The organism is Candidatus Palauibacter scopulicola (genome assembly GCF_947581915.1).
Classification (GTDB): domain Bacteria; phylum Gemmatimonadota; class Gemmatimonadetes; order Palauibacterales; family Palauibacteraceae; genus Palauibacter; species Palauibacter scopulicola.
In genome coordinates, this window is the sequence record NZ_CANPWG010000070.1 from 14,249 (window position 1) to 36,144 (window position 21,896).

Consider the following 21,896-nt stretch of genomic DNA (forward strand, 5'->3'; position numbering starts at 1 on the left):
CGCCCGCCGCGAGCCCGGAAGATCGGGCGCGCCGGCGGGCGGCGGCGCTTCGAGGCCGACGTGCTTTGTCTTCCCGGGCACGCCGTCGCCATAATGGGCGCCGAAACTCCGCACACGATCTGCGTAAGGAGAGTCCGCACATGTCGTTCTTCGCCCCCCACCGGGTGGCCCGGGCTTCGGCCTGCGGCCTTCTGCCCGCCGCCGCGACCGTCCTCGGCGTGCTGGCCGCGCGACCGGCCCTCGCGCAGGAGCTGACGTCCCCGGAGGCTTTCTTCGGGCATGAGATCGGCGCTGACTACGAACTGCCGGACTACGGCGACCTCTCCCGCTACTGGGAGACGCTGGCCGCCGAGTCCCCGCGCATGACGCTGCAGTCGATCGGGACGACGGCCGAGGGCCGCGACCAGCTCATGGCGATCGTCACCTCGCCCGAGAACCACGCGAACCTCGACGAATACCGGGAGATCTCCGCCCGCCTCGCGCTCGCCAGGGGCGTGACCGAGGAGGAAGCGCGAGCACTCGCCCGCCGCGGCAAGGCCATCGTGTGGATCGATGGCGGCCTCCACGCCACGGAGGTCCTGGGCGCGCAGCAGCTCATGGAGACGCTGTGGCAGTTCGTGAGCGGGACCGACGACGAGACGATGCGGATCCTCGACGACGTCATCATCCTCTTCGTCCACGCGAACCCCGACGGGATGGACCTCGTCTCGAACTGGTACACGCGGGTCGCGGAGAAGACGGAGCGCTCCACGCGCGGGATTCCCGTCCTCTACCAGAAGTATGTGGGGCACGACAACAACCGGGACTTCTACACGTCCTTCCAGCCGGAATCCGAGAACATGAACCGGCAGATGTACCGGACGTGGTATCCGCAGATCGTCTACAACCACCACCAGACGGGACCCACCGGGACCGTGCTGTTCGCGCCCCCGTTCCGCGATCCGTTCAACTACAACATCGACCCGATGGTCATCACGGGGATCGATCTCGTCGGGTCCGCCATGCACTCGCGCTTCACGGAGGAGGGGAAGCCCGGTGCGACGCGGCGGCGCGGGGCGAACTACTCGACGTGGTGGAACGGAGGCCTGCGCACGACGCCCTACTTCAAGAACATGATCGGGCTCCTCACGGAAACGATCGGGCACCCGACCCCGATGGAAATCCCGCTGATTCTCGAGCGGGTGCTGCCCAACGACAATCTGCCCGCCCCGATCGAGCCGCAGCCGTGGCACTTCCGCCAGTCGGTCGACTATTCGGTGACCGCGAACAAGGCGGTGCTCGACGTCGCCTCCCGCTACCGCGAGACGTTCCTGTACCGCATCTGGCGCATGGGGATGAACTCGATCGAACGCGGCAGCAAGGACAGCTGGACGATTCTTCCGAGGCGCGTGGAGTGGCTGCGCGAGGAGATGCGGGCCGGAGCGGCGGAGACCGACTTCGCGCGCAACGTCGGCGGCTTCGGCGGCAGCCTCGGCACGCGCGCGGAATACGACAAGCTGCTCGAGCCCGATCTGCGCGATCCCCGGGGGTACATCCTCCCGTCCGACCAGGCCGACTTCCCGACCGCGACGAAGTTTGTCAACGCGCTCCTTGAGGGCGGCGTGATCGTGGAGCGGGCGACATCCGACTTCGGCGTCGAAGGGAAGGAGTATCCCGCGGGCTCCTACGTGGTGCGGGCCGCGCAGGCCTTCCGGCCGCACGTCCTCGACATGTTCGAGCCGCAGGACCACCCGGACGACTTCCTCTTTCCCGGGGCATCTCCAACGCCGCCGTACGACAACGCCGGGTGGACGCTGGCGATCCAGATGGGGGTGGAGTTCGACCGCATCCTGGAGGGCTTCGACGGGCCGTTCGAGGAAATCAGTGAGTGGAACGCGAGCCCCATGCCGGGAATGGTCGCGGACGCGGACGGGGCGGACGGTTTCCTGTTCGGTCACGAGGCGAACGACGCCTTCACGGCCATCAACCGGCTGCAGGCCTCGGGACACGAGGTGTATTGGCTCACCGCCCCGCTGCGGGAGGGCGGGCGGATGCACCCGGTCGGCACGTTCTACGTGAAAAACCGCCGCGGAACGGCCGACGCGGTCGCGTCGCTGGCGGCCGAACTGGGGATCGACTTCCGGGGTCTGGCGAACGATCCGGACGTGGACGCACTGCGTCTGCGGGCGCCCCGCGTCGCGCTCTGGGACACGTACGGGGGCTCCATGCCGTCGGGCTGGATCCGCTGGGTCCTCGAGCAGTTCGAGTACGCGGATTTCGAACTCGTCTTCCCGCAGCGGCTCGACGCGGGAGCGCTGAGCGACGACTACGACGTCATCATCTTCCCGCAGGGCGCCATCGGCTCGCGGTTCCAGTTCGGCGGGGGCGGCGCGCCGGCTCCGGAGACGATTCCCGAGGAGTACCGTGACCGGCTCGGCCGGGTCACCTCCGATGCGACGACGCCGGCGCTGATCGAGTTCCTCGAGGACGGCGGTTCGATCGTCACCATCGGCGGCTCGACGGCCCTCGGAAATGAGCTCGGGCTTCCGCTGGAGGACCACCTGATCAAGGACGGCGAGCCGCTGGGCCGGGAGGAGTACTACGTGCCCGGGTCGATTCTGGAGGTCACGGTGGACAACTCGCGGCTCGTCGCCACGGGAGTTCCGTCGACGCTCCGGGTGTCGTTCAACAACAGCCCCGTGTTCGGCGCCTCGGCGCTGGCGGCCAGGAACGACGGGGCGAGCGGGGTGACGCCGCTCGCCTGGTTCGACACTGACACGCCGCTCGTCAGCGGTTGGGCGTGGGGTCAGGAGCACCTGCAGGGCGGCGTGACGATGGCGGAAGCGAAGGTGGGCAACGGGCACCTGTACCTGTTCGGCCCGCTCATCACGCGGCGCGCGCAGCCGCACGGCACCTTCAAGTTCCTGTTCAACGCGATCGCCCTCTCGACGGCGGAGCCCGCACGGCCGTAAGCGCGGCTGGACCCGACGGAAGGGGCCGCATGAGCGGCGAGCCGCCGGCCCTTTCCGTCATCCTGAGCACGTACAATGCGCCGGACGAACTGGAACGCACGCTCTGGGGCTATTCGGTACAGACGTGCCCCGGGTTCGACGTGGTCGTCGCTGACGACGGCTCGGGGCCGGAGACACGCGACCGGATCGAGCATCTGCGGATCTCCACCGGCCTCGCGATCTCCCACGTGTGGCAGGAGGACGACGGTTTCAGAAAGTGCCGGATCCTGAACCGCGCGATCGTCGAGGCCCGTGGGGACTATCTCATCCTCAGCGACGGCGACTGCATCCCCCGGAACGACTTCGTGGATGCCCACGCCCGGCTCGCCGAGCCCGGGTGCTTCGTTTCGGGCGGGAGAGTCCGCCTCTCAAGCGCGGCAGGGTCCCGGATCGAGAGAGACGATGTGCTCGGCGGTTCGCTGTTCGAGCCGCCGTGGCTCGATGAGATGGGAGCGCTGAGCCGGAGGCGGGACCGGGGAAAGCTCATCCGCTCCCCGCTCCGCGCGGAGTGGCTCGATCGTCTGACCACTACGCGCGCCACGTGGAACGGTCACAACGCATCGGCCTGGAAGACAGACCTCCTGCGCGTGAACGGCTTCGACGAGCGCATGACGTATCCCGTCGAGGACCGCGAACTCGGCGAGCGTCTCCGCAACGCCGGGATTCGCCCCATCCAGGCTCGGCACCGGGCGGTGTGCGCGCACGTCGAGCACGCCCGGCCCTGGCTCGATCCCGAAGCGCAGGCGACGAACGAAAGGTTGCGCGCCGAAACCCGCGGCGGGCGCGACTGGACGGAACACGGGATTCGGAAGGGTCCGCGACCGCGGGGTTTTCCCACGGGCTGCTAGCCGTCGATTCCCCGTTCGGCGCGGATCGTGTCGGAGCGGAGCCGACGTTCGAAGCGTTCCCGGCTGGCGGGGTCAGGGGGGCGCGACTTGTGCCAGAGGTGCAGCACCGGGACGGCGTACCGTCCCTCCTTTCGTCGCACCCCGTTCCGGATGAGGCGGACGACGAGATCGTTGTCCTCGAACCCCCACCCCTCGAAGCCTTCGTCGAACCCGTTCACCGCCAGGAAATCCGAACGCCACAGGGCGAGATTGCATCCCTTGACCCCGTGCCATCGCCGCGGCGTCATGCGGCGCAGAGGTCCCAGCGGCACGCGCAGCAGCGGCGTAAACCGGTCCGCGCGTCCACGGAGCCACTCGGCGAGCCAGCGGATGGCGCCCCGGCGCTCGATTCCGGGCCCCTGCTCGATCGCGGTCCGCGAGAGCCCCGGGTCGAGCCTCACCCGGCTGCCATGGACGAAATGCCCCGGCTCGGCGAGCCCCGCGTGTCTTTCGACATAGTCCGGCCGCACGAGGCAGTCGCCGTCGAGAAAGATGAGGTACGGCTGTCCGGTCGCCGCGGCCGCGCGGTTCCGGATCGCGGCCAGTCGATACCCGCGGTCCTCCTGCCGGACGTGCCGCAGGTCGAGGCCCGATGTCTTCGCGTGCCCCGCAACGAGTTCGCGCGTGTCCGGGCCGGAACCGTCGTCCGCCACGACGACCTCGAAGGCGCGGTACGTCTGTTCGGCGAGACTTCGCAGGACCGCGTCGAGGGCGTCGGGCCGCTCGTAGGTCGAGACGATGACCGCGATGCCGGGGCCGCCGCGCGCCTTCACAGCGGGTATCCCGCGCGCTCCATGACGGGGCCGAACGCGGCTTCGATCCGGGCCGCGTCCGCGGGGTCCATCTCCTCCTTCCAGCCCTCCGCCTGTCCCCGGCGAACGAACCGCCCCTCGCCGCGGGCGCGCCCGGCGTAGGCCTCCGCGCCGTGGCGCCGCTCCAGGTCCCGCATGGCGCCGAACGACCCGCGCGCCGCCGCCCGGGAAAGCCGCTCGGACGTTCCCGCGGGAACGTCTCGCGCGGGAACTTCTCCCGCAGGAAACGCTCCGATGAAATCCGCCACGCGGCGGAGGGCCGCCTCGCGGTGGGCGACGAGATCCTCGTAGCGCACGATGCAGACCCTCTCGCCGTTCCCCGCGCGTTGGAGCGCGGCCGCGACCTGCCGGTCCCATCGCACGAGGTGCCGGTGCCAGGCGTCGAACGGGGCGCCGCCGGAAAGGTAGCCATCCACGAACCGTGAGAGCGTCATGTCACGGTCGTCGAACATCGTCGTGAACATGTGCCAGAAGGAGACGAGGACCGCCCGCGGGTCGCGCACGAGATGGAGGGTGCCGGGATAGCGTTGCGGATAGCGGGGATACTCGTTCCGGAACACTCTCGGGTCCGGGAGGTGGTCCCAGGCGGCGATCTCGTGGTCGCGGCCGTGCACGAACGGCACGTAGTCGCCGACGTTGTACAGGTTCACGTCGCGCTCTCGATCGTCCGACAGGAACACGGCCAGCATGTAGGCGAGCCAGGTGTTCCCCGACTTCGGGTGTCCCACGAGAAACACATCCGTGGGCCGCAGAGACCGGAGGAACCGGGGCTCCCGCAGCCGGTTCCGAAATCCATCACGCAGCCGGTAGTAGCCGATCCGCCGCTTGCCGCGACCGAACCATCGCTTGAAGGCCGGGATCGGGCGCCGCCGGACCCGGGGCGGGTCGAGCCGCGGCGGCAGGTTCACCGGGACCACGGGACCTGCCGCCCGATGAGTTCCGAGACTTCGTCCGCGTCGAACGCGTACTCCCGCTCGAGGTGGTCGCGCACCCAGTCCGGCATGGGGACCGGAGCCGCCGCGTTCACCGGCTTCCTCAACGCCGCCGTGTCCCCCACCACGACCTCTGCCTCGAGGAATCCCAGGAGGTCGCGCATCAGGTCTTCGGGCCGCTCCCGGATCTCGTCCAGGAAGCCGAAGAAGAAATGCTCGCGCGGAAAGTGCGCGAGCCACGCGCGAAGGCAGGTCGGGTAGTCGCTGCGCCGCCGGACCGGGTCGCTGTCGAAGTAGGAGATGAGTTCCTCGCGGCTCACGGATTCCAACGGCTTGCCGCGCCACCTGGGAAACCCGTTCCGCGCCTGCGACCAGGCGCGCTCGATCGGGTCGCGCATCATGAAGATGAGTCTTGCGTCGGGCATCCAATCCGCAACGCGGCGGATGACCTCCGGCTCAAGAATCGCGTAGGCAGGCGTGATCTCGCCCCGGATCCGGCCGCCACTCCGGCCGCCTCCCCTGGCGTCCCCCCGGCCGCCTCCTCTGGCGCGGACGAAGCGGGCAAGGTAGCGGAGCCGATCGATTCGATCCCGCACGGATCCGCTCGGGGCCGGCGCCCCGAGCTTGCGGTCGAAGAAGTGGATCTCCTTGCGGTCCATCCGAATCTGCGGATGGCTCGAGAGCTGCGCCGCCACCCAACTCGTGCCCGCGCGCGTGGCGCCGATCCCCAGGAAACGAGGCATCCAGCGCGACAGGGTGCGCCTGTGCGCCGGACGCCTGTCAGCCAGACGCTCGTCGGCCGGACGCTCGTCGCCAGGATGCCGGCTGCGCGGGGATCTGCCTGACCGCGCCCCGCCCGATTCGCGTCGCCCCGCCGCATCGACCTGCTCATCGAGTAGGGTCGCCGGCAGGCGATGGACCGCGCCCATGTCGGCGTCGCCCGCTTCCCCGCCGCGCAGCCGCTGGAACGTCGCCCATTCGCGTCGCTTGCGGGGCGAGGGAAACTCCGTCGTCGACCAGTGATCGAACTCCTCCTCGTACAGGAACTTCAACTCATGGAAGCAGACGGGCGCGAAGTGGTGCGTACGCAGCCAGCGGGGTCGGATGAGCTGCTCCCAGTGTTCTCGCTTGTGGAACCTGGCGGCGTAACCGCAGGGGGCGATCCGCACCTCCCGGTTCACCTCCCCGCGAGGGGCCAGAAAGGACCCCTCGGACGTCCGGTACACCGTCTGTCCGGCAAGCGACCACGCGGCCGGCCACCCGCGTCCGAGCCCGGACAGCAGGTCGGTGACGGCGTCCCGCCGCTCGCGGGCAAGCACCATGTCCGCGTCCCATTTGCAGGCGTAACGCCGGGTGCAGCGGGACAGCGCCCAGTTCGTGAAGTAGACGAGAGAGTGCAACGAGTCGGCCGGGGTCTCGTCGTGCTCCGGTCCGAACCGCGCCACGCGGAAGGGATACGAGTGAAGCCGAATCCTGCTTCCATCCGTGGCGGACTCGCGCAGGCGCCGCACGATCTCGGCCGTGTCGTCCCGGCTCCCGTTGTCGATCACGTGGATCTCGTCGAAGACGGGGAGGATCGAGCGCAGACAGTACTCGATCTTCGACGCCTCATCCTTCGCCCGCACGAAGGCGCTCGTCCCCGGCGCGCGATTCCGGCGCGGGAGGGAAAACGCGTACGCCTCGTTCCCTTCCCGGTTTCGAAACTCCATCCGGCTGAGATATGCTCACTCCGAGCAGAAAGCGAGTCGAATGCGACGGAAGAGACAACCAATGCAGAGTTTCGGAGATATCCCCATGCGACGAGTTCCCATGCGACCGGCGGCGGTCCTCACGATTTGGCTGGCAGCGCTGGCGGTTTCAGCTCAGGCCGTCGCCGCGCAGGCGAATCCGGACATCCTCGTGAGCGGCGACTGGCTCGTGGAACACCGCGACGACCCTGAGGTCGTCGTGCTGCACGTCGGGATGGGCCGCATGGCGCCCCTCGAGGAGTACGTACGGGGAGCGCGCTTCCTCGAGTACCACGACATCGCCGTCGAGCGGAACGACCTCATCACCGAACTGGCGCCGGTCGAGGACCTCGTCGAGGCCTTCCGCGCCGCGGGCGTCTCCAACGACAGCCACGTGGTCGTGGTCGGGGACCCCGGCCTCCACGCGGCCCGCGTCTTCATGACGCTGGATTACCTGGGTCACGGCGACCGCACCTCGGTGCTCGATGGAGGGTTGGCGGCGTGGAAGGCGGCGGGAGGCGAAGTCGCCGCCGAGCCGGCGACGCCCGCCCGCGGCGACTTCGAGGCGGCCGTCCGGGAAGACATGATCGTGACGGCGGAGTGGATCCACGACCGTCTCGACGACCCGGACGTGACGCTGATCGACGCACGGCCCGAGGACGAGTACACGGGAGAACGTCCCGGTCGGGACTTCCTGCGGGGCGGGCACATTCCGGGCGCCTACAACCTCTACTGGCAGGATCTCACGGGTGACGACATCCCCACGCTGATCGACCTCGCCGAGGTGGAGGCGCGCTTCGAGGAGGCGGGGGCGAAGGAGGACGGCGTCGTCGTCAGCTACTGCCTCATTGGCATGCGCGCGAGCTACACCTACATGATTTCGAGATATCTCGGCTATGACACGAAGTTCTACGACGCCTCGTGGAACGACTGGGGCCGGCGGGAGGACCTCCCGCTCGTCACCGGCCGTGAACGCCGGTAGCTTGCGAAGGCTGGTGCAGCGTCGCACCAGGCCGGGTTCGCGTGCGGCGGGCCCCGTTGGTTTGAAGCTGTTGGAGGTTGCGAGATGAAGACCCTCTCCGGAGTACTCGGTGCACTCGTCGTCGCCGCGGCGGCGGTGCTCGTTCTGGTCGGCACGGACCGCAGCGAGGCGGCCGCCACGGAAGCCCCGCCCCCGGCCGCCGCCGTCGGATCTTCGTCCGCCGCCGTGTCTCTCGTCTCGCCGGCCCCGCACTCGATCGAAGCCGGTCCGGAGTCGCCGGTCGAACTCGTGCTCGCGCAGCCGCTCGATCCCGGCGATTTCGATCCGGCGGCGCTGTCCGTGTTCGGCCGCTGGAGCGGCGTGATGACGGGCTCCGTGCAGCTCTCGGACGATGGCCGGCGCATCCGCTTCGATCCCGGCGAGCCCTTCCACGCCGGCGAATCGGTCACCGCGTCGCTGCGCGCCGGAGAGAAGCTCGCGGCCGGCGGCGCCATGGAGACGGGCTTCGCGTGGAACTTCTGGATCCGGCCTCAGGCGGGCTCGCTCGACATGATCGACCGCGGCGCGCGCACGGTCCTCGACGACGGGGAGAAGCACGTCCAGCCCTACGGGGCCTACGCCGGCGACTTCAACGGCGACGGCTATCCCGACATCGCGATCCCCAACGAGGTCTCCGCGGACGTCCGCGTGATGTTCAACGACGGCAAGGGGGACTACAACGAGTTCCGCGTCCTCGACATCCCGGGCGGAAGCTGGCCGAGCCCCAACGAAGGGGCGGACTTCAACGGCGACGGCCTCACCGACTTCGTGGTCGGGAACGCGGGGAACGACCTCGTGTCCGTCTTCCTCGCCGACGGCGAAGGCTGGTTCGAGCTGGGGAGCAACATCGAGTCCGGACAGAACGTCCGCGGCGTGTGCATCGGCGACTTCGACCAGGACGGGTGGCCGGACGTGGCGGCCGTGAACATGTCCGTCGGACCCGAGGAGTCGCGCGGCAACGTGGCCATGCTGCTCAACAACGCCGACGGGACGGGCGATCTGCGGCGCGCCTCCGAGATCGCTTCGCCGGGGCAGGGCGAGAAGACGTGCGCGACGGCGGACGTGAACAACGACGGCCTGCCCGACCTGCTCGTCGGAGCCTACTTCACGGACGAGGTGCTCACCTACCTGGGGGACGGGCGCGGCAACCTGGAGCTGGGCACGCGCGTGCGCGCCGGCGGCAAGCCGTGGATGATCGTGGCGGGCGATGTGAACGGCGACGGGAACGTCGACGTGATGTCCGCGAACCGTGAAGGGAACAACGTGGGCGTCCTCCTCGGCGATGGCGCGGGCGGCTTCGCGGATCCCGTCGAATACGAGACGGGCGAGTCGCCGCTGGCGGTCGACGTGGGCGACATCGACGGCGACGGCGACCTCGACGTGGTCACCAGCGACTTCGAGGGCAACAGCTTCACGGTGCACGAGAACGCGGGCGACGGAACGCTGGTGAACCCGCGTTCGTACGCGGCGAGCACGAACGGCTCGTGCGTCGTCATTCACGACCGCGACCTGGATGGCGATCTCGATCTCACCGGCGTGGATGAGACCGACGACAAGATCTTTCTCCTGGAGAACCCCGGGGGATGACCCGGTAGACGGGAAGATGGGAAGATGGGGAAGGTAGACCGGAAGGCGAAGCAGGAGTGGCGGGAGAAGCTCCCCGAGCCGGCCTACAAGGTGCTGTTCGAGGAAGCGACCGAACGCGCGGGGACGAGTCCGCTCAACGATGAGCAGCGTCCCGGGACGTTCGCGTGCGCGGCGTGCGGGGAGGCGCTGTTCACCACCGACATGAAGTACGACAGCGGCACGGGGTGGCCGAGCTTCTTCGAGACGCTTCCCGACGTCCTCGAGACGAAACGCGACTTCAAGCTCATCCTGCCGCGGACCGAATACCACTGCGCCCGCTGCGGCGGACACCAAGGTCACGTCTTCAACGACGGGCCCGAGCCCACGGGCAAGCGCTTCTGCAACAACGGCGTGGCCCTCCGGTTTATCCCTGACGAGGCTGACGAGGCTGACGAGGACTGAACCGGGCATCCCGGCGGTGCGCGAGGACGTGCGAGGCGAGGTGCGTGCGCTGATCCGGGGGGCCGGGGTCGTGGCCGGGGTCCTCGCCCTGTTGGCGACCCCGACCGGAGCGGCAGGCCAGCTTCCGGGCTCCAGCGGCGCCTGTGAAGCGCGGGCCGCGGAGACGCGCGCGGCCGGGGCGGCGGGCGCGCTCACGGACACGCCGACGGGCCGGGTGGCCGCCGACCTCCATTGCATCAGTCTCTTCTCGACCGCGCGGGGCGGCGACGCGCAGGGATTCGTTGAACTCGGGCGGGTGCCGTCGCCGTTCGGCGTGACGGTGACGCCGTCCGGCCACCATGTCCGCGCGTTGACCGCGCACATCGAGGGCCTCCCGCCGCCCTCCAGCCTGGGGCCGTACACGGTCTACATGGCGTGGGCGACGCCGCTCGAACTGGCTCCGGTCGTGCCGCTGGGGCCGGTCGGGAACGGCGAGCACGCGCTGGGGCGCGTCGCGTTCAACAAGTTCCTCGTGATGGTCAGCGCGGAGGCGTCGGCCGACGTCGCGACGCGCGAGGGGCCGCTCGTGCTGCGCGGGCGCTCGCCGTCCGCGCTCATGGAGGCGCACGACCTCCTGGCCCTGGCGCCGTCGGCGACGCGGCGGGTGGCCGACCGGGCCCCGAGTCGCTGGGACGCACCGCCCGCGTACCCCGGCATCGCCATGCTGCCCGGCGTGATGGACCTCGAACCGCGCGCCCGCCCCGCGAGCCTCGAGAGCGCGGCCGACGTACCCCCGTGGGAGACGCTCCCCGAGGCAGCCGCGCGCCGGGTCGTCGACCTCCCCGACGGCGGCACGCTCGACCTCGAGGCGACCATCGTCCGCCGCGAAATCGAAGGCCGCCGCCTCGCGATGCTCGCCTTCAACGGCCAGCACCCCGGGCCACTCATCCGCGTCCCCGAGCAGTCCACCATCTTCGTGAACTTCACGAACCGGACCCCGTATCCGACGGCGGTGCACTGGCACGGCATCCGGCTCGAAAACGCGTTCGACGGCGTCCCCGGCCTCACCCAGGATCCCGTCGCCCCCGGGGAGTCCTTCCAGTACCGGATCTTCTTCCGGGACGCGGGCATCTACTGGTACCACCCGCACCACCGTGAGGACGTCCAGCAGGAACTGGGCCTGTACGGGAACCTCCTCGTCGACCCCGCCGACCCGGACTACTACGGGCCCGCGAACCGCGAGGAAGTCCTCATGCTCGACGACATCCTCCTCGACGACGACGGACTCGTGGACTTCGGGGAGGAATCGGCGAACTACGTGCTCATGGGCCGGTTCGGGAACCGTCCTTTGGTGAACGGGGAGCCGAGCTACGAACTGGAAGTCGACCGGGGCGAGGTCGTCCGCTTCCACCTCACGAACGCCTCGAACACGCGCACCTTCAACCTCTCCTTCGTGGACACGGAACGCGGCGGACTTCCCGATCCCGACCAGCGCGTCGCGAACCCCGATGTCGATGATCCCCATCGTCTTCCGATGAAGGTCATCGCCTCCGACGTGGGCCGCTTCGAGCGCGAGGAACGGGTCCGAAGCGTGGTCCTGGCTCCCGCGGAGCGCTACGTGGTCGACGTGCGCTTCGACCGTCCGGGAACGCACGCGCTCGTCAACCACGTACAGGGGATCAACCACCGGCAGGGCGTCTTCCGGGCCGAACTTCGGACTCTGGGGACCGTCACCGTGGCGCCACGGGCCGCGGCCCACGACCACGGGCCCTCCTTCGAGACCCTGCGCGAACATGCGGACGTCATCGCGGACATCGACCGCTATCGGCCGCGCTTCGACGACGATCCCGATCACGAACTCGTAATGACGCTCGAGACCGAGGATCTCCCGCTCCCCATCGAACGCTCGATGGCCTACGACTGGGTCTACTTCAACCCGGTGGAATGGACCGGGACGATGCCCCGCATGAACTGGGCCACGACCGGCCGCGAGATCCGCTGGGTTCTGAGGGAGACGGCCACCGGGCGGGAGAACGAGGAGATCGAGTGGAACTTCGCCGTCGGGGATGTGGTGAAGATCCGCGTCGTCAACGACCGCGGCGCCTTTCACGCCATGCAGCACCCACTGCACATCCACGGCCAGCGCTTCCTTGTCTTGTCGCAGAACGGGGTGCCGAACCCGAACCTGGTGTGGAAGGACACGGTCCTGTTGCCCGCCGCATCGACGACGGACATCCTGCTGGAACTGTCGAACCCCGGCCGCTGGATGATCCACTGCCACATCGCGGAACACCTCGAAGCCGGCATGAAGATGACGATGAACGTCGCCGACGCCCCGCCGTGACCGGAAATAGCATGAAGACAGCGATTTACCTGCCTGACGATCTATTCGCCGCAGCCGACTCGCTCGCGAAACGGATGGGTATCTCGCGAAGCGAACTCTACGCGACGGCGGTGGCCGAGTATGTGGCGAAGCACTGCAGCGAGGACATCACTGCGAGCCTGAACGCCGTCTACGCAGACCGTTCCGGTGAAGTCGACCCTGCTCACCGTCGCGCGCAGGCCCGCTCGATCGCCGAAGAGTGGTAGAATCAGGTCGGAGCCGGGGCGGAAGCTCCTCCTGATCTGCAGAGACGGAAACAACCGTCAAATAAATATCTCTTGACATACCAACGAATTACGAAGCTTGCGCCTGATCTGACGGGTTCCCGATCAAATAAACGGCGGTCTCTTGGAGCCTGCCGCAAATCCCTGAAAAGATCGAGCCCGACGGGCATGGGGACCGTCGAGTGGAAGGATGGGTCTCGCTCAGGACCCTGCCCAGAACGGCAGATACCGCCGTGCCCGGGGACCCGTCTCGGGATCCGCCACCGCGATTAGCCCCTTGTTCACCGCATCGGCGAGGATGCGGGATGCCATCGAGGCATTCCTGTCGGCAATCCCGAAACGTGCCCGGAGGGAGGAGTTCGTCATGGGCTGCTGGGTCACGTAACGAAGGCATGCATGCATGTAGCACGCGTGAAGCCGCTCCTGGCGGTCCATCTCGCGCAGCGGTTTGTGAGCGAACAGGATGGCACGCGTGAATCCTGGCGGTCTCTCGAACACAGGGGCCGGCAGCGCGTAGCTCTCCACGGCGTGAACGACCTTGTCGATGCCGGAACCTCGCTCCTCGCAGATGTTCAGGCGGCGCATGAGCGACGCGAGCCTCTCGTTACGGGAGTGGGGCTGCGTGTCGAGGAGGCGACTCGTGTCCATCAGCGGCTCACCGGGATTGCTGATCTCGAGGCGGCGGTCGAAGATCTCGATCATCGGCCCGGCGCCGGTCATCGAGAAGTCCTGGTGGATGAGGGCGTTAGCTACGAGTTCCCGGATCGCAATCGGCGGGAACATCGGCACCTCGCGGCGGAACGCCGGTCCCAACTCCTCGTTCGATGGCGTCCAGGCGCGGATGTGGCTTACGAGTCCCCCGAAACCGGTCGCGTACCCCTTGCCCCCTTCCTGCTCCCGCTCCACGTCCATGCGCCCGGAGCCGCGGTAGTGAATCAGGCGGACGGCTTTCCGCTTGAGTTCGGGGAAGTCCGCGAGTCGGCGGGCAAACAGAATGGCGCCCAGGTTGGTGATATCGTAGCCGCCGGCTTGGCTTGGCCTGATGAGCCGGTCGTGGGTCAGCGCTTGGAGGATGGCTTCGCGCCCATCAGCCGGCGGGACTTCAAGCAATTGAAAGTACGCCGGATAATCCAGCGCTTGGAGGACATCCGGCCCATCAAGGTGCTCCGCGGAAACGCCGTCCTCGAAGACGGAATCCAGGAAGAGGCGCCAGAGCTCCGTCTCTTTCGCCGGGTGGTCGCGCAGCCTCCGCGTCGGGCTGCCGAGGCGAATGAACTCGGTGCGCTTGAAGGCTACGGGGCGACTCGTCGCGCGGGGAACCCGAAGCAGGACAATCCGCGCTCCATCCACCTCGACTTCCTCGAAGCGGAAATCCACCTGCGGTTCCAGCGACCGTGCCAGCCAAGGCTCGATGAGCTCGTTCCCCTTCTTCGTTGAACCGGGAACGAAGTCGGTTCCCACCAGATCGTGGGTGCTGTTTCTCACACCCCAGAACACGTAGCCGAATGGTTCGCCGTGAAGCGCCGCCGAGTTGGCCAGAGCCGAGATGTACTCGCCGACGGCTTCGGGACGGCTGTAGTTCCGCTTGAATTCCACCCACTCCGTCTCGTGGGCAAGGGCGCAGCACCGGCGCACCAAGTCCGCGAGGTACGAGGATGAGCGAGGCGTCACCGGGTGCGTCCTTTCGCGAAGCGAGTCATCGTCATGTTCGATGTCCATTCTAGCGTCACAAGGGGTTCGGTGTTCGATGATGCCGCCGCACGAGCTTGGGCGTCGGCGAGACCATCGCTCTCACGATAGCCTCCACCACGCTCGAAATGGAAACAACCGTCAAATAAATATCTCATTATTTTTCAACGCGTTACGATGGTTTGTCCCAATCTGGCGGGTTCCCGGTCAACTAAAACCCACCATGAATTGAAGCCCCGTACGCCCCTCCTCGTCCATGCAGCCCCCCCCCGAACGGCGTCTCCGCGGGGCCTGCCGTGCCGCGGACTGCTGCCACCTGCACGGGCTGCGGCAACACCCCTGACGAGCGATCCCGGCCGGCTCAGATGCGGCATGGCAGGCAGGACGCGGTGCTGTTGCCCGCCGTATGGAAGGGGAGCATGATGCTGGAGCCGTCAGAATCCGGCCAACGAGTAATCCACGGCCACGTCGCGAAAGGACACCTCGATGACTGCCGCCCGTCTCCGCCGCACTCCGCTCCTCGTGCTCGTCGCGACCATCCTGTGCCTCGCGGTCGGCGTACCCTCCGCTGCGCGAGCGCAGGAAGCGATGGAGGACTTCATCGCGGTGCAGGCGCCCACCGTGGCGCTCACGAACGTGAAGGTCATCGACGGCACCGGCGGCCCGGCGCGCGAGGGGCAGACCATCGTCATCCGGGACGGCCGCATCGCCGACGTCGGCCCCGCTGACGAGGTGGCGGGCCGGATCCGGAACGCGCAGGTGCTCGACCTCTCCGGGCACACCGTCATCCCCGGTCTCATCGGGCTTCACAACCACAGCTACTACACGGGCGGGAACGGCCGCGCGGCGCAGCTCTCCTTCTCCGGGTCGCGGCTCTATCTCGCCTCCGGCGTGACGACGATCCGGACGACGGGGGCGCGCGCGCCGTACGAGGAGATCAACCTCAAGCGGGCCATCGACGAGGGGCGCACCATCGGCCCGAACATGTTCACGACCGGTCCCTACCTCACGGGGCAGGAGGGTTCGCAGTCCATGGCCCAGCTCGAGGGGCCGGAGCAGGCCCGACGTCTCGTCCGCTACTGGGCCGAGGAGGGCGTGCCCTGGTTCAAGGCCTACACCTGGATCAGCCGCGAGGAACTCGGCGCGGCGATCGACGAGGCGCACCGGCACGGCGTGAAGGTGACGGCCCACCTCTGCTCCGTCGGATACAGGGAGGCGGTGGCGCTCGGGATCGACAACCTGGAGCATGGCCTGCTCGCGAACAGCGAGTACTTCCCCGGCAAGGAGCCGGACGACTGTCCGTCGGGGTTCCGGAACGGCTACGGCGACCTCGATGTGGATTCCGAGGAGGTGCAGGAGACGTTCCGCATGATGATCGAGAACGACGTCGCGATGACCTCCACGCTGGCCGTGTACGAAATCTCCGTGCCTGGCCGGGGTCCGATCGACGAGCGCGTCTACGACATCCTAGCCCCGGAAATCGCCGCGGAAGTGAGGGAAATCGCGGACCTGCGGCGGAACGCGACCCTCGATTCCGGGATCGGCATCCACCCCGACGTCTACCAAAAGGCGCTCGAGTACGAATACGCCTTCGTGCAGGCCGGGGGCACGCTCGCGGCCGGGGTCGATCCGACGGGGTACGGCGCGGCGCCTCCGGGCTACGGCGACCAGAAGAACTACGAACTGCTGCTCGAGGCCGGCTTCACGCCCGCCGAAGTCGTGCGGATCATGACCGCGAACGGTGCCAGAGTGCTGGGAATCGACGACGAGACGGGAACGATCGAGGTCGGCAAGGTCGCGGATCTGGTCGTGCTGGAGGGCGACCCCGAGGCGGACGGCCACATCCGCGAGACCCGCATCGTCTTCAAGGGCGGCGTGGGCTGGGACGCGCCCAAACTCATCGAGTCCGTCCGCGGCATCGTCGGCATCCGCTGACCGGCCGTCCCCGGTGAACTCGCGACTGGCGGCGAACTCGCGACTGGCGGCCTCGCGAGGAGAGGTGTCGGTCCGCCTCTCGGGCCTGACGATCATCGCTCTCCTGGCCGGTGTCCTCGGCGGCCCGCGGCCCGCCGCCGCGCAGGTGACCGCTGCGGACTCCGCCGCGGTGCTCGTCGCGACCGCAGGCGACTTCGAGGAGCGCGGCGAACTCGAGGTTGCCCGGGCTCTGTATGAGGAGATCGTCCGCCGCTACCCCGACACCCCGGGTGCGGCGCTGGCCCGGGCTCGGCTGGGAGGGTTGGGGGCGCCGGCGGGGGCTGTACCGGCGGGGCTGGGGCAGGGCGGCGTCCTCCAGGACCAGCGCGGCGATACGGAGTTCCGGGTCTGGTCCACGCTCTACGGTCTGTGGCTGGGGGGCGTCGCCGTACCCATGCTGGCCGATGCGACCAGTTCGGAGTCCCACGGCGTCGGACTTCTGCTCGGCGGGCCCGTGGGCTACCTCGCCGGCCGCGTGTTCTCGCGTTCCCTTTCGGTGGGGCGATCGCGCACGATCAGTTGGGCCGGCACGTGGGGCACCTGGCAGGGCGCGGGCTGGGCGCACGCGCTGAATCTCGGCGCCGATCCGGACTGCGAGTATTGCGATCCGGACGAGCAGGACGCGGTCACCGCGGCGGTGGCCGGCGGACTGACCGGCATCGTCACGGCCGCACTGCTCGCGCGGGACACCTCGGAAGGCACGGCCGCGGCGACGTACCTGGGCAGCCTTTGGGGGACGTGGTTCGGCCTCGGGGGAGCGGTTACGCTGGACCTGGACGACGACGCGATGTGGGCGAGCACGCTCCTCGTGGGCAACGCGGGCCTGATCGCCGGCGCGCTGGCCGGGAGCCGGTTCGACCTGTCCTCCCGTCGCGCGCACATGATCAGCCTCGGGGGCCTGATCGGCGGTTTCGGCGGGGTCGGCATTGCGCTCATCACGAAACCGGACAGCGACAGCGGCGCCTTCGCGATTCCGCTCGCGGCGAGCCTCGCGGGTCTGGGCCTGGGGGTCCTGCTGACCCCGGAGGACGACGGCGCTCCGGAGGGAGAGTCGAGCGCGGCCGGCGCGGCGTCCGGTTCGTTGTCGCCGGCCCTTCTGAACTGGTCGGACGGAGGGCGGCTCGAGGTCGGCCTCCCGCTGCCGTTCGCCACGACCGTCGTCGACCCGCGGCGGAACGGGCAGCGGCACACCGCCTGGAACGTCCCGCTCGTCAGCCTGCGCTTCTGAGCCGTATGCCGGACCGTCCGCTGAGAGACCGGGTGGCCGTCGTCGCCGGCGCGACGCGCGGCGCCGGGCGCGGCATCGCCCGCATGCTCGGCGAGGCGGGCGCCACCGTCTACTGCACCGGCCGCAGCGTCCGGGGCCATCCCGCCACGCCGGGACGCCCCGAGACGCTGGAGGAGACGGCGGAAATGGTGACGGCGGAGGGCGGCCGGGGGATCGCCGTCCGCACCGACCACACGGTCGAACCCGAGGTCGAGCGGCTCTTCGCCCGCGTCCGCGACGAGGCGGGCCGCCTCGACGTCCTCGTGAACGACATCTGGGGCGGCGACGCGCTGACCGAGTGGGGGAAGCCCTTCTGGGAACTCTCCGTCGCGCAGGGAGCGCAACTGCTGGAGCGCGCCGTCCACACCCACATCATCACGAGCCGGCACGGCGCCCCGCTGATGGTCGAGCGCAACGCCGGCCTCATCGTCGAAGTCACCGACGGCGACACGTTCGGCTACCGCGGCAACCTCATCTACGACCTGGCGAAGAACGCGGTCGTCCGGCTCGCCTACGCCATGGCCGCCGACCTCCGTCCGCACGGCGTCACCGCGCTCGCGATCACCCCCGGCTTCCTGCGCTCCGAGGCGGTGCTCGACCACTTCGGCGTCACCGAGGTGAACTGGCGCGACGCGGTCGAGAAAGACGAGTACTTCGCCGAGTCCGAGACGCCGTGCTACGTCGGCCGCGCGATCGCCGCCCTCGCGGCCGACCCGAACGTCGCGTCCAAGGCGGGCGGACTGTTCTCGAGCTGGACCCTGGCGAAAGAGTACGGCTTCACCGACATCGACGGCCGCCAGCCCGACTGGGGCACGTTCTTCCTGAAGAAGGTGGGAGAAACCCTCGAACGGGACGCGTCGCCAGACGAGATGGATGTTTTCGTCATCCGCAGCCGGCTCTACCAGGCGGAACTCGACCCGTCCGCCAGTGACGAGGCCGACCGCCTCCGCGCCTGGCTCGCCCGCCACGAGTAGCGGATCTTCCGACCACGTTCCCGCGGGAACGCGCCGGAGCCCCTTCCGAGTCCAGCTACGAGACGGTCGGCACCTCGAGTCCCGCCGCTCGTGCCGCGTCCCCGAGCGTCCGATCCAGCGTGGCAAGCGGCAATCGCATCCGGACGGCCAGTTCCAGGTACATGGCATCGTAGACGGAGAGCCCGTGCGCGTGGGCGACTTCGAGCACTGGTCCACGGATGCGGGATGTGGAAGCGGGATCGATCGTGAGCGGCAGCGCTTCCAGGTTTCCCCAGATCCGCGGCCAGTCGGTTTCGGCGATCCGCCCCCGGCGCGTAGCGACGAGCAGCACGTTCGCGACCTCGACCGGCCACAGGGACGGAACGAACGCCCGTCTCTCCCTCAACGCATCGCGGAGCCGAGCGGTCTCCTCCGTCGCCTCGTCCGGGAACACCCAGGCCATCGTGACGGAACAGTCGAGCACGAACGTCAACGCCGGCGACCCTCCTCGATCATGTCCCGAACGGAGAGCCCGCCGAGACTGTGCGTCTCCTGGAACGCCTTCAGGTCGTCGATCGCGGCCTGAACCTTGTCGGGGTCGGTCGTACGGAAGGGGATCAACTCCGCAACCGGACGGCCGTGCCTCGTGATGACGAAGCGCTCCCCCGTCTGCACGCGCCGCAGGAGGCGGGGCAGGTGCGTCTTGGCTTCAAAGGCGCCGATGTCCGGCATGTTCATGCTCCTCCTCGGATCGAATCCGGAGGATTTCAACTAGACTGATACTAGTCTGACTTGGCGGAGCCACGCAACGCTGTCGTCTGGCGCAGGCACCCCGGCTATCGGGGGAGAACGGGTCAGAAGCCGATGGACCTGGACACCTTCGCGGCGAAGACGCGCTCGACGGTCATGCCGGCGGCCAGGTCCCGGCGCTCGGTGTAGACGAGGAAGATGTCGCTGAGCGGCGAATACAGGTAGTTGAAGCGCACGTTCGTCACGAACTGGTCCTCGGCCGCATTGTACTGGACGAAGGCGCTCGCGAAGACCTTCGTCGAGAAGCCGTAGTCGACCCGCCCGCCGAACACGTCCGCCGTGAACGCCCCGTCCGGGAGCGAGATGTCGTTGTGGTTCGCCGAGAGATCGACGGAGAGGTGATGGTTCGGCCGCCACATGAGGCCGCCCGACAGCGACGTCAGCGTCCCGTCGAAGAACCCGCCGCGCTCGACCCGGACGAATCCCGTCAACGCCCGGCCCGGCGCCGACCGGTACTGTACCGACCCCGAGCCGAAGTCGTAGCGGCCCGTCGGAATCGTCGCGTCCCTCGAGACCCGGAAGGGTTCCCGCAGCAGTTCGAACCGGTCCGTGTAGTTCAGCGTGAGCCCGCTGCCGTTCACGAACGAGACCCCGAACCCCGCCGTCCGGCTCCGGGTCACGAGAACGGACTCGAGATCCTGGATATAGTCGATCTCGATGTACGGATTGACCTCCTGCACGCCGGGCACCGGAGGCCGCGGGTGCAGTCCCACCGTCGCGTAGCTCTGCCGGATGTCGCGCCGGCGCACGAAGCCCACCGTCGGGTTGAAGTCCTCTCCCACATGGCGCCACAGTGCCGACACGTCCCACAGTTCGTCGCGCCAGCCGGCCCACATCCGGCCCGCAACGGCGTTCCCGTCCGCATCCGGCGAGTCCGTCCAGGCGAGGAACGGGGCGAGGAGCAGCGACGGGAGCGGCCTCAGGTTCGCATCGAAACCGACGTTGCGGTTGAAGTCGGGGTGTCCTCCGATGTCCGAGCCGGTCGCCTCCCGGTTGATGAAGATCGCCCCCACGTCCGACGTCCCGAACACGCTCCGGCGCGCCCGCATGACCGAGAAGTTCTCGGCCGGGAGGCCGCGGCCGGACCGGGTCTGGAGGTTCATGAGGCCGACCTCGAACCCGGCCGTCCGGCCCGTGAGCCGCGCGCCGCCGAGGATGGGGATCGGCTCGCCCCTCCCCGTGAGCCCGATGCGGCGCGAGTGGAAGAGGGTGAGGTCGCGCAGCGAGACGCCGGTCCGGTAGCTGCGCTCCGACTGGTCGCCGAAGGCGAACGTGCCGGAGTTCTCGACGAAGAAGTCCCGTTTCTCGGGGAAGAAGAGCGGGAAGCGGGTCAGGTTGACCTGCTCCTGGTCGACCTCCACCTGGGCGAAGTCCGTGTTGTAGGTGAGGTCGAGCGTGAGCCCCGGCGTGACTCCGAACTTCACGTCGAACCCGAGGTCGGCCTGGCTGCCGGCGCGCCCTTCGTCGACGAGCGTCCCCGTCTGGTCCTGCGCGAGGGCGTAGGGCTTCACCCGCAGGTTGAGTCCCGGCCCCACGCCCCGGAATCCCGTCAGCGTACCCGCCTTCGACATCTTGTGGATCTGGTCGCGCCGGTCGAGCGGCGCCCAGAACGTGTCCTCCGCCTTGCGCCGGATGCGGCGCAGGATCTGGAGTCCCCACGTCTGGTCCTCCTCCGAGGGATTGAAGCGGAGGGTGGAGAAGGGGATCTCGATCTCCACCGACCAGCCCTCGTCGTCACGGGCCGTTTCGACGCGGATAGGGCCTTCCCACGCCTGGTTCTCGGAACGGCTGTCGTCGAAGAGCTGGACGTCCTTGAGCGCCCCGCCGGGATTCACGAGGAACATGAACCCGTTGCGGCGGTCGAGGTACGTATCGAGCGCCACGCCGAAGACGTCCGACGACCCGCTGTTGAAGTCCTGCTTCAGGCTGGAGATGAAGTAGCGGTCAGGCTCGGAGTCCTGGCAGATCGCCCCAATGTAGAGGGCCCGGTCGTCGTACGCGAAGTAGACGACGGTGTTTTCGGTGGCGGGCGCCCCGGTGTCGGGACGGGACTGGACGAAGCCTGTGAGAGGTTGAGCCTGCCGCCAGACCGGGTCGTCGAGGCGGCCGTCCACGGTGGGCGGCGCGTCCGTGCGCAGGGCCGAGGCGGTGGGGCGGGGCGCGGACTCGACCGCGATCCGGGCCGGTCCCTCCTGGCCCGGTTCCTGTGCCATGGCGCCG

17 protein-coding genes are annotated in these 21,896 nt (G+C 68.7%); 10 read left to right on the plus strand and 7 right to left on the minus strand.

Features of this window, described 5'->3' with window-relative positions:
• Nucleotides 1-140: 140 nt before the first annotated feature.
• On the plus strand, nucleotides 141-2,951 hold the full coding sequence (locus tag RN743_RS15175; RefSeq protein WP_310781060.1) for a M14 family metallopeptidase: 2,811 nt from the start codon (nucleotides 141-143) through the stop codon (nucleotides 2,949-2,951).
• Between the two features lie 29 nt (nucleotides 2,952-2,980).
• Nucleotides 2,981-3,838 (plus strand): glycosyltransferase family 2 protein, encoded by an 858-nt coding sequence (locus RN743_RS15180; protein WP_310781061.1) that lies wholly within the window; start codon nucleotides 2,981-2,983, stop codon nucleotides 3,836-3,838.
• On the opposite strand, the gene RN743_RS15185 is transcribed toward RN743_RS15180, so the two are convergent.
• From RN743_RS15185 to RN743_RS15195, 3 genes are read right to left on the minus strand one after another with little or no spacing between them, the layout of a single operon-like run.
• Nucleotides 3,835-4,650, minus strand: a complete 816-nt coding sequence (locus RN743_RS15185) for a glycosyltransferase (protein ID WP_310781062.1) — start codon at nucleotides 4,648-4,650, stop codon at nucleotides 3,835-3,837. The two genes, RN743_RS15180 and RN743_RS15185, sit on opposite strands and share 4 nt — an antisense overlap.
• Nucleotides 4,647-5,597 carry a sulfotransferase domain-containing protein gene (locus RN743_RS15190; RefSeq protein WP_310781064.1) on the minus strand — a complete coding sequence of 317 codons (951 nt, stop codon included), beginning with the start codon at nucleotides 5,595-5,597 and terminating at the stop codon, nucleotides 4,647-4,649. The genes RN743_RS15185 and RN743_RS15190 overlap by 4 nt, the downstream gene beginning before the upstream one ends.
• Nucleotides 5,594-7,330 carry a glycosyltransferase gene (locus RN743_RS15195; RefSeq protein WP_310781065.1) on the minus strand — a complete coding sequence of 579 codons (1,737 nt, stop codon included), beginning with the start codon at nucleotides 7,328-7,330 and terminating at the stop codon, nucleotides 5,594-5,596. Before RN743_RS15195 ends, RN743_RS15190 begins: the two co-directional genes overlap by 4 nt.
• Before the next feature lie 85 nt (nucleotides 7,331-7,415).
• On the opposite strand from RN743_RS15195, the gene RN743_RS15200 reads away from it, so the two are divergent.
• The 5 genes from RN743_RS15200 to RN743_RS15220 all read left to right on the plus strand — a co-directional run bounded on the left by RN743_RS15200 (nucleotide 7,416) and on the right by RN743_RS15220 (nucleotide 12,965).
• Nucleotides 7,416-8,330: a rhodanese-like domain-containing protein gene (locus RN743_RS15200; protein ID WP_310781067.1), complete on the plus strand. Its 915-nt coding sequence runs from the start codon at nucleotides 7,416-7,418 to the stop codon at nucleotides 8,328-8,330.
• A gap of 84 nt (nucleotides 8,331-8,414) precedes the next feature.
• Nucleotides 8,415-9,956 (plus strand): VCBS repeat-containing protein, encoded by a 1,542-nt coding sequence (locus RN743_RS15205; RefSeq protein ID WP_310781068.1) that lies wholly within the window; start codon nucleotides 8,415-8,417, stop codon nucleotides 9,954-9,956.
• Nucleotides 9,957-9,980: 24 nt separating this feature from the next.
• A complete protein-coding gene (msrB, locus tag RN743_RS15210; RefSeq protein ID WP_310781070.1) occupies nucleotides 9,981-10,397 on the plus strand; it encodes a peptide-methionine (R)-S-oxide reductase MsrB in 417 nt (138 codons plus the stop codon).
• Between the two features lie 40 nt (nucleotides 10,398-10,437).
• Nucleotides 10,438-12,720, plus strand: coding sequence for a multicopper oxidase family protein (locus RN743_RS15215; protein WP_310781071.1), 2,283 nt, complete (start codon nucleotides 10,438-10,440; stop codon nucleotides 12,718-12,720).
• Nucleotides 12,721-12,731: 11 nt separating this feature from the next.
• The gene (locus RN743_RS15220) at nucleotides 12,732-12,965 is read left to right on the plus strand and encodes a CopG family transcriptional regulator (RefSeq protein WP_310781072.1); all 234 of its coding nucleotides are present in this window, start codon (nucleotides 12,732-12,734) and stop codon (nucleotides 12,963-12,965) included.
• 219 nt (nucleotides 12,966-13,184) lie between these two features.
• Here RN743_RS15220 and RN743_RS15225 read toward each other — a convergent pair whose 3' ends face one another.
• A complete protein-coding gene (locus RN743_RS15225) occupies nucleotides 13,185-14,654 on the minus strand; it encodes an ATP-binding protein (protein ID WP_310781074.1) in 1,470 nt (489 codons plus the stop codon).
• Nucleotides 14,655-15,158: 504 nt separating this feature from the next.
• Here RN743_RS15225 and RN743_RS15230 point away from each other — a divergent pair.
• The 3 genes from RN743_RS15230 to RN743_RS15240 are packed head-to-tail and all read left to right on the plus strand — an operon-like array spanning nucleotide 15,159 to nucleotide 18,887.
• Complete coding sequence (locus RN743_RS15230) at nucleotides 15,159-16,607, plus strand: amidohydrolase family protein (protein WP_310781075.1); 1,449 nt, start codon at nucleotides 15,159-15,161, stop codon at nucleotides 16,605-16,607.
• Between the two features lie 13 nt (nucleotides 16,608-16,620).
• Nucleotides 16,621-17,874, plus strand: a complete 1,254-nt coding sequence (locus RN743_RS15235; protein ID WP_310781076.1) for a hypothetical protein — start codon at nucleotides 16,621-16,623, stop codon at nucleotides 17,872-17,874.
• 5 nt (nucleotides 17,875-17,879) lie between these two features.
• On the plus strand, nucleotides 17,880-18,887 hold the full coding sequence (locus RN743_RS15240; protein WP_310781078.1) for an SDR family oxidoreductase: 1,008 nt from the start codon (nucleotides 17,880-17,882) through the stop codon (nucleotides 18,885-18,887).
• Nucleotides 18,888-18,942: 55 nt separating this feature from the next.
• Here the strand turns inward: RN743_RS15240 and RN743_RS15245 are convergent, their stop codons facing one another.
• From RN743_RS15245 to RN743_RS15255, 3 genes are all read right to left on the minus strand, one after another.
• Complete coding sequence (locus RN743_RS15245; RefSeq protein ID WP_310781092.1) at nucleotides 18,943-19,350, minus strand: type II toxin-antitoxin system VapC family toxin; 408 nt, start codon at nucleotides 19,348-19,350, stop codon at nucleotides 18,943-18,945.
• 5 nt (nucleotides 19,351-19,355) lie between these two features.
• Nucleotides 19,356-19,604, minus strand: coding sequence for a type II toxin-antitoxin system prevent-host-death family antitoxin (locus tag RN743_RS15250; protein ID WP_310781081.1), 249 nt, complete (start codon nucleotides 19,602-19,604; stop codon nucleotides 19,356-19,358).
• A gap of 116 nt (nucleotides 19,605-19,720) precedes the next feature.
• On the minus strand, nucleotides 19,721-21,889 hold the full coding sequence (locus RN743_RS15255; protein ID WP_310781083.1) for a DUF5916 domain-containing protein: 2,169 nt from the start codon (nucleotides 21,887-21,889) through the stop codon (nucleotides 19,721-19,723).
• Nucleotides 21,890-21,896: the final 7 nt, after the last annotated feature.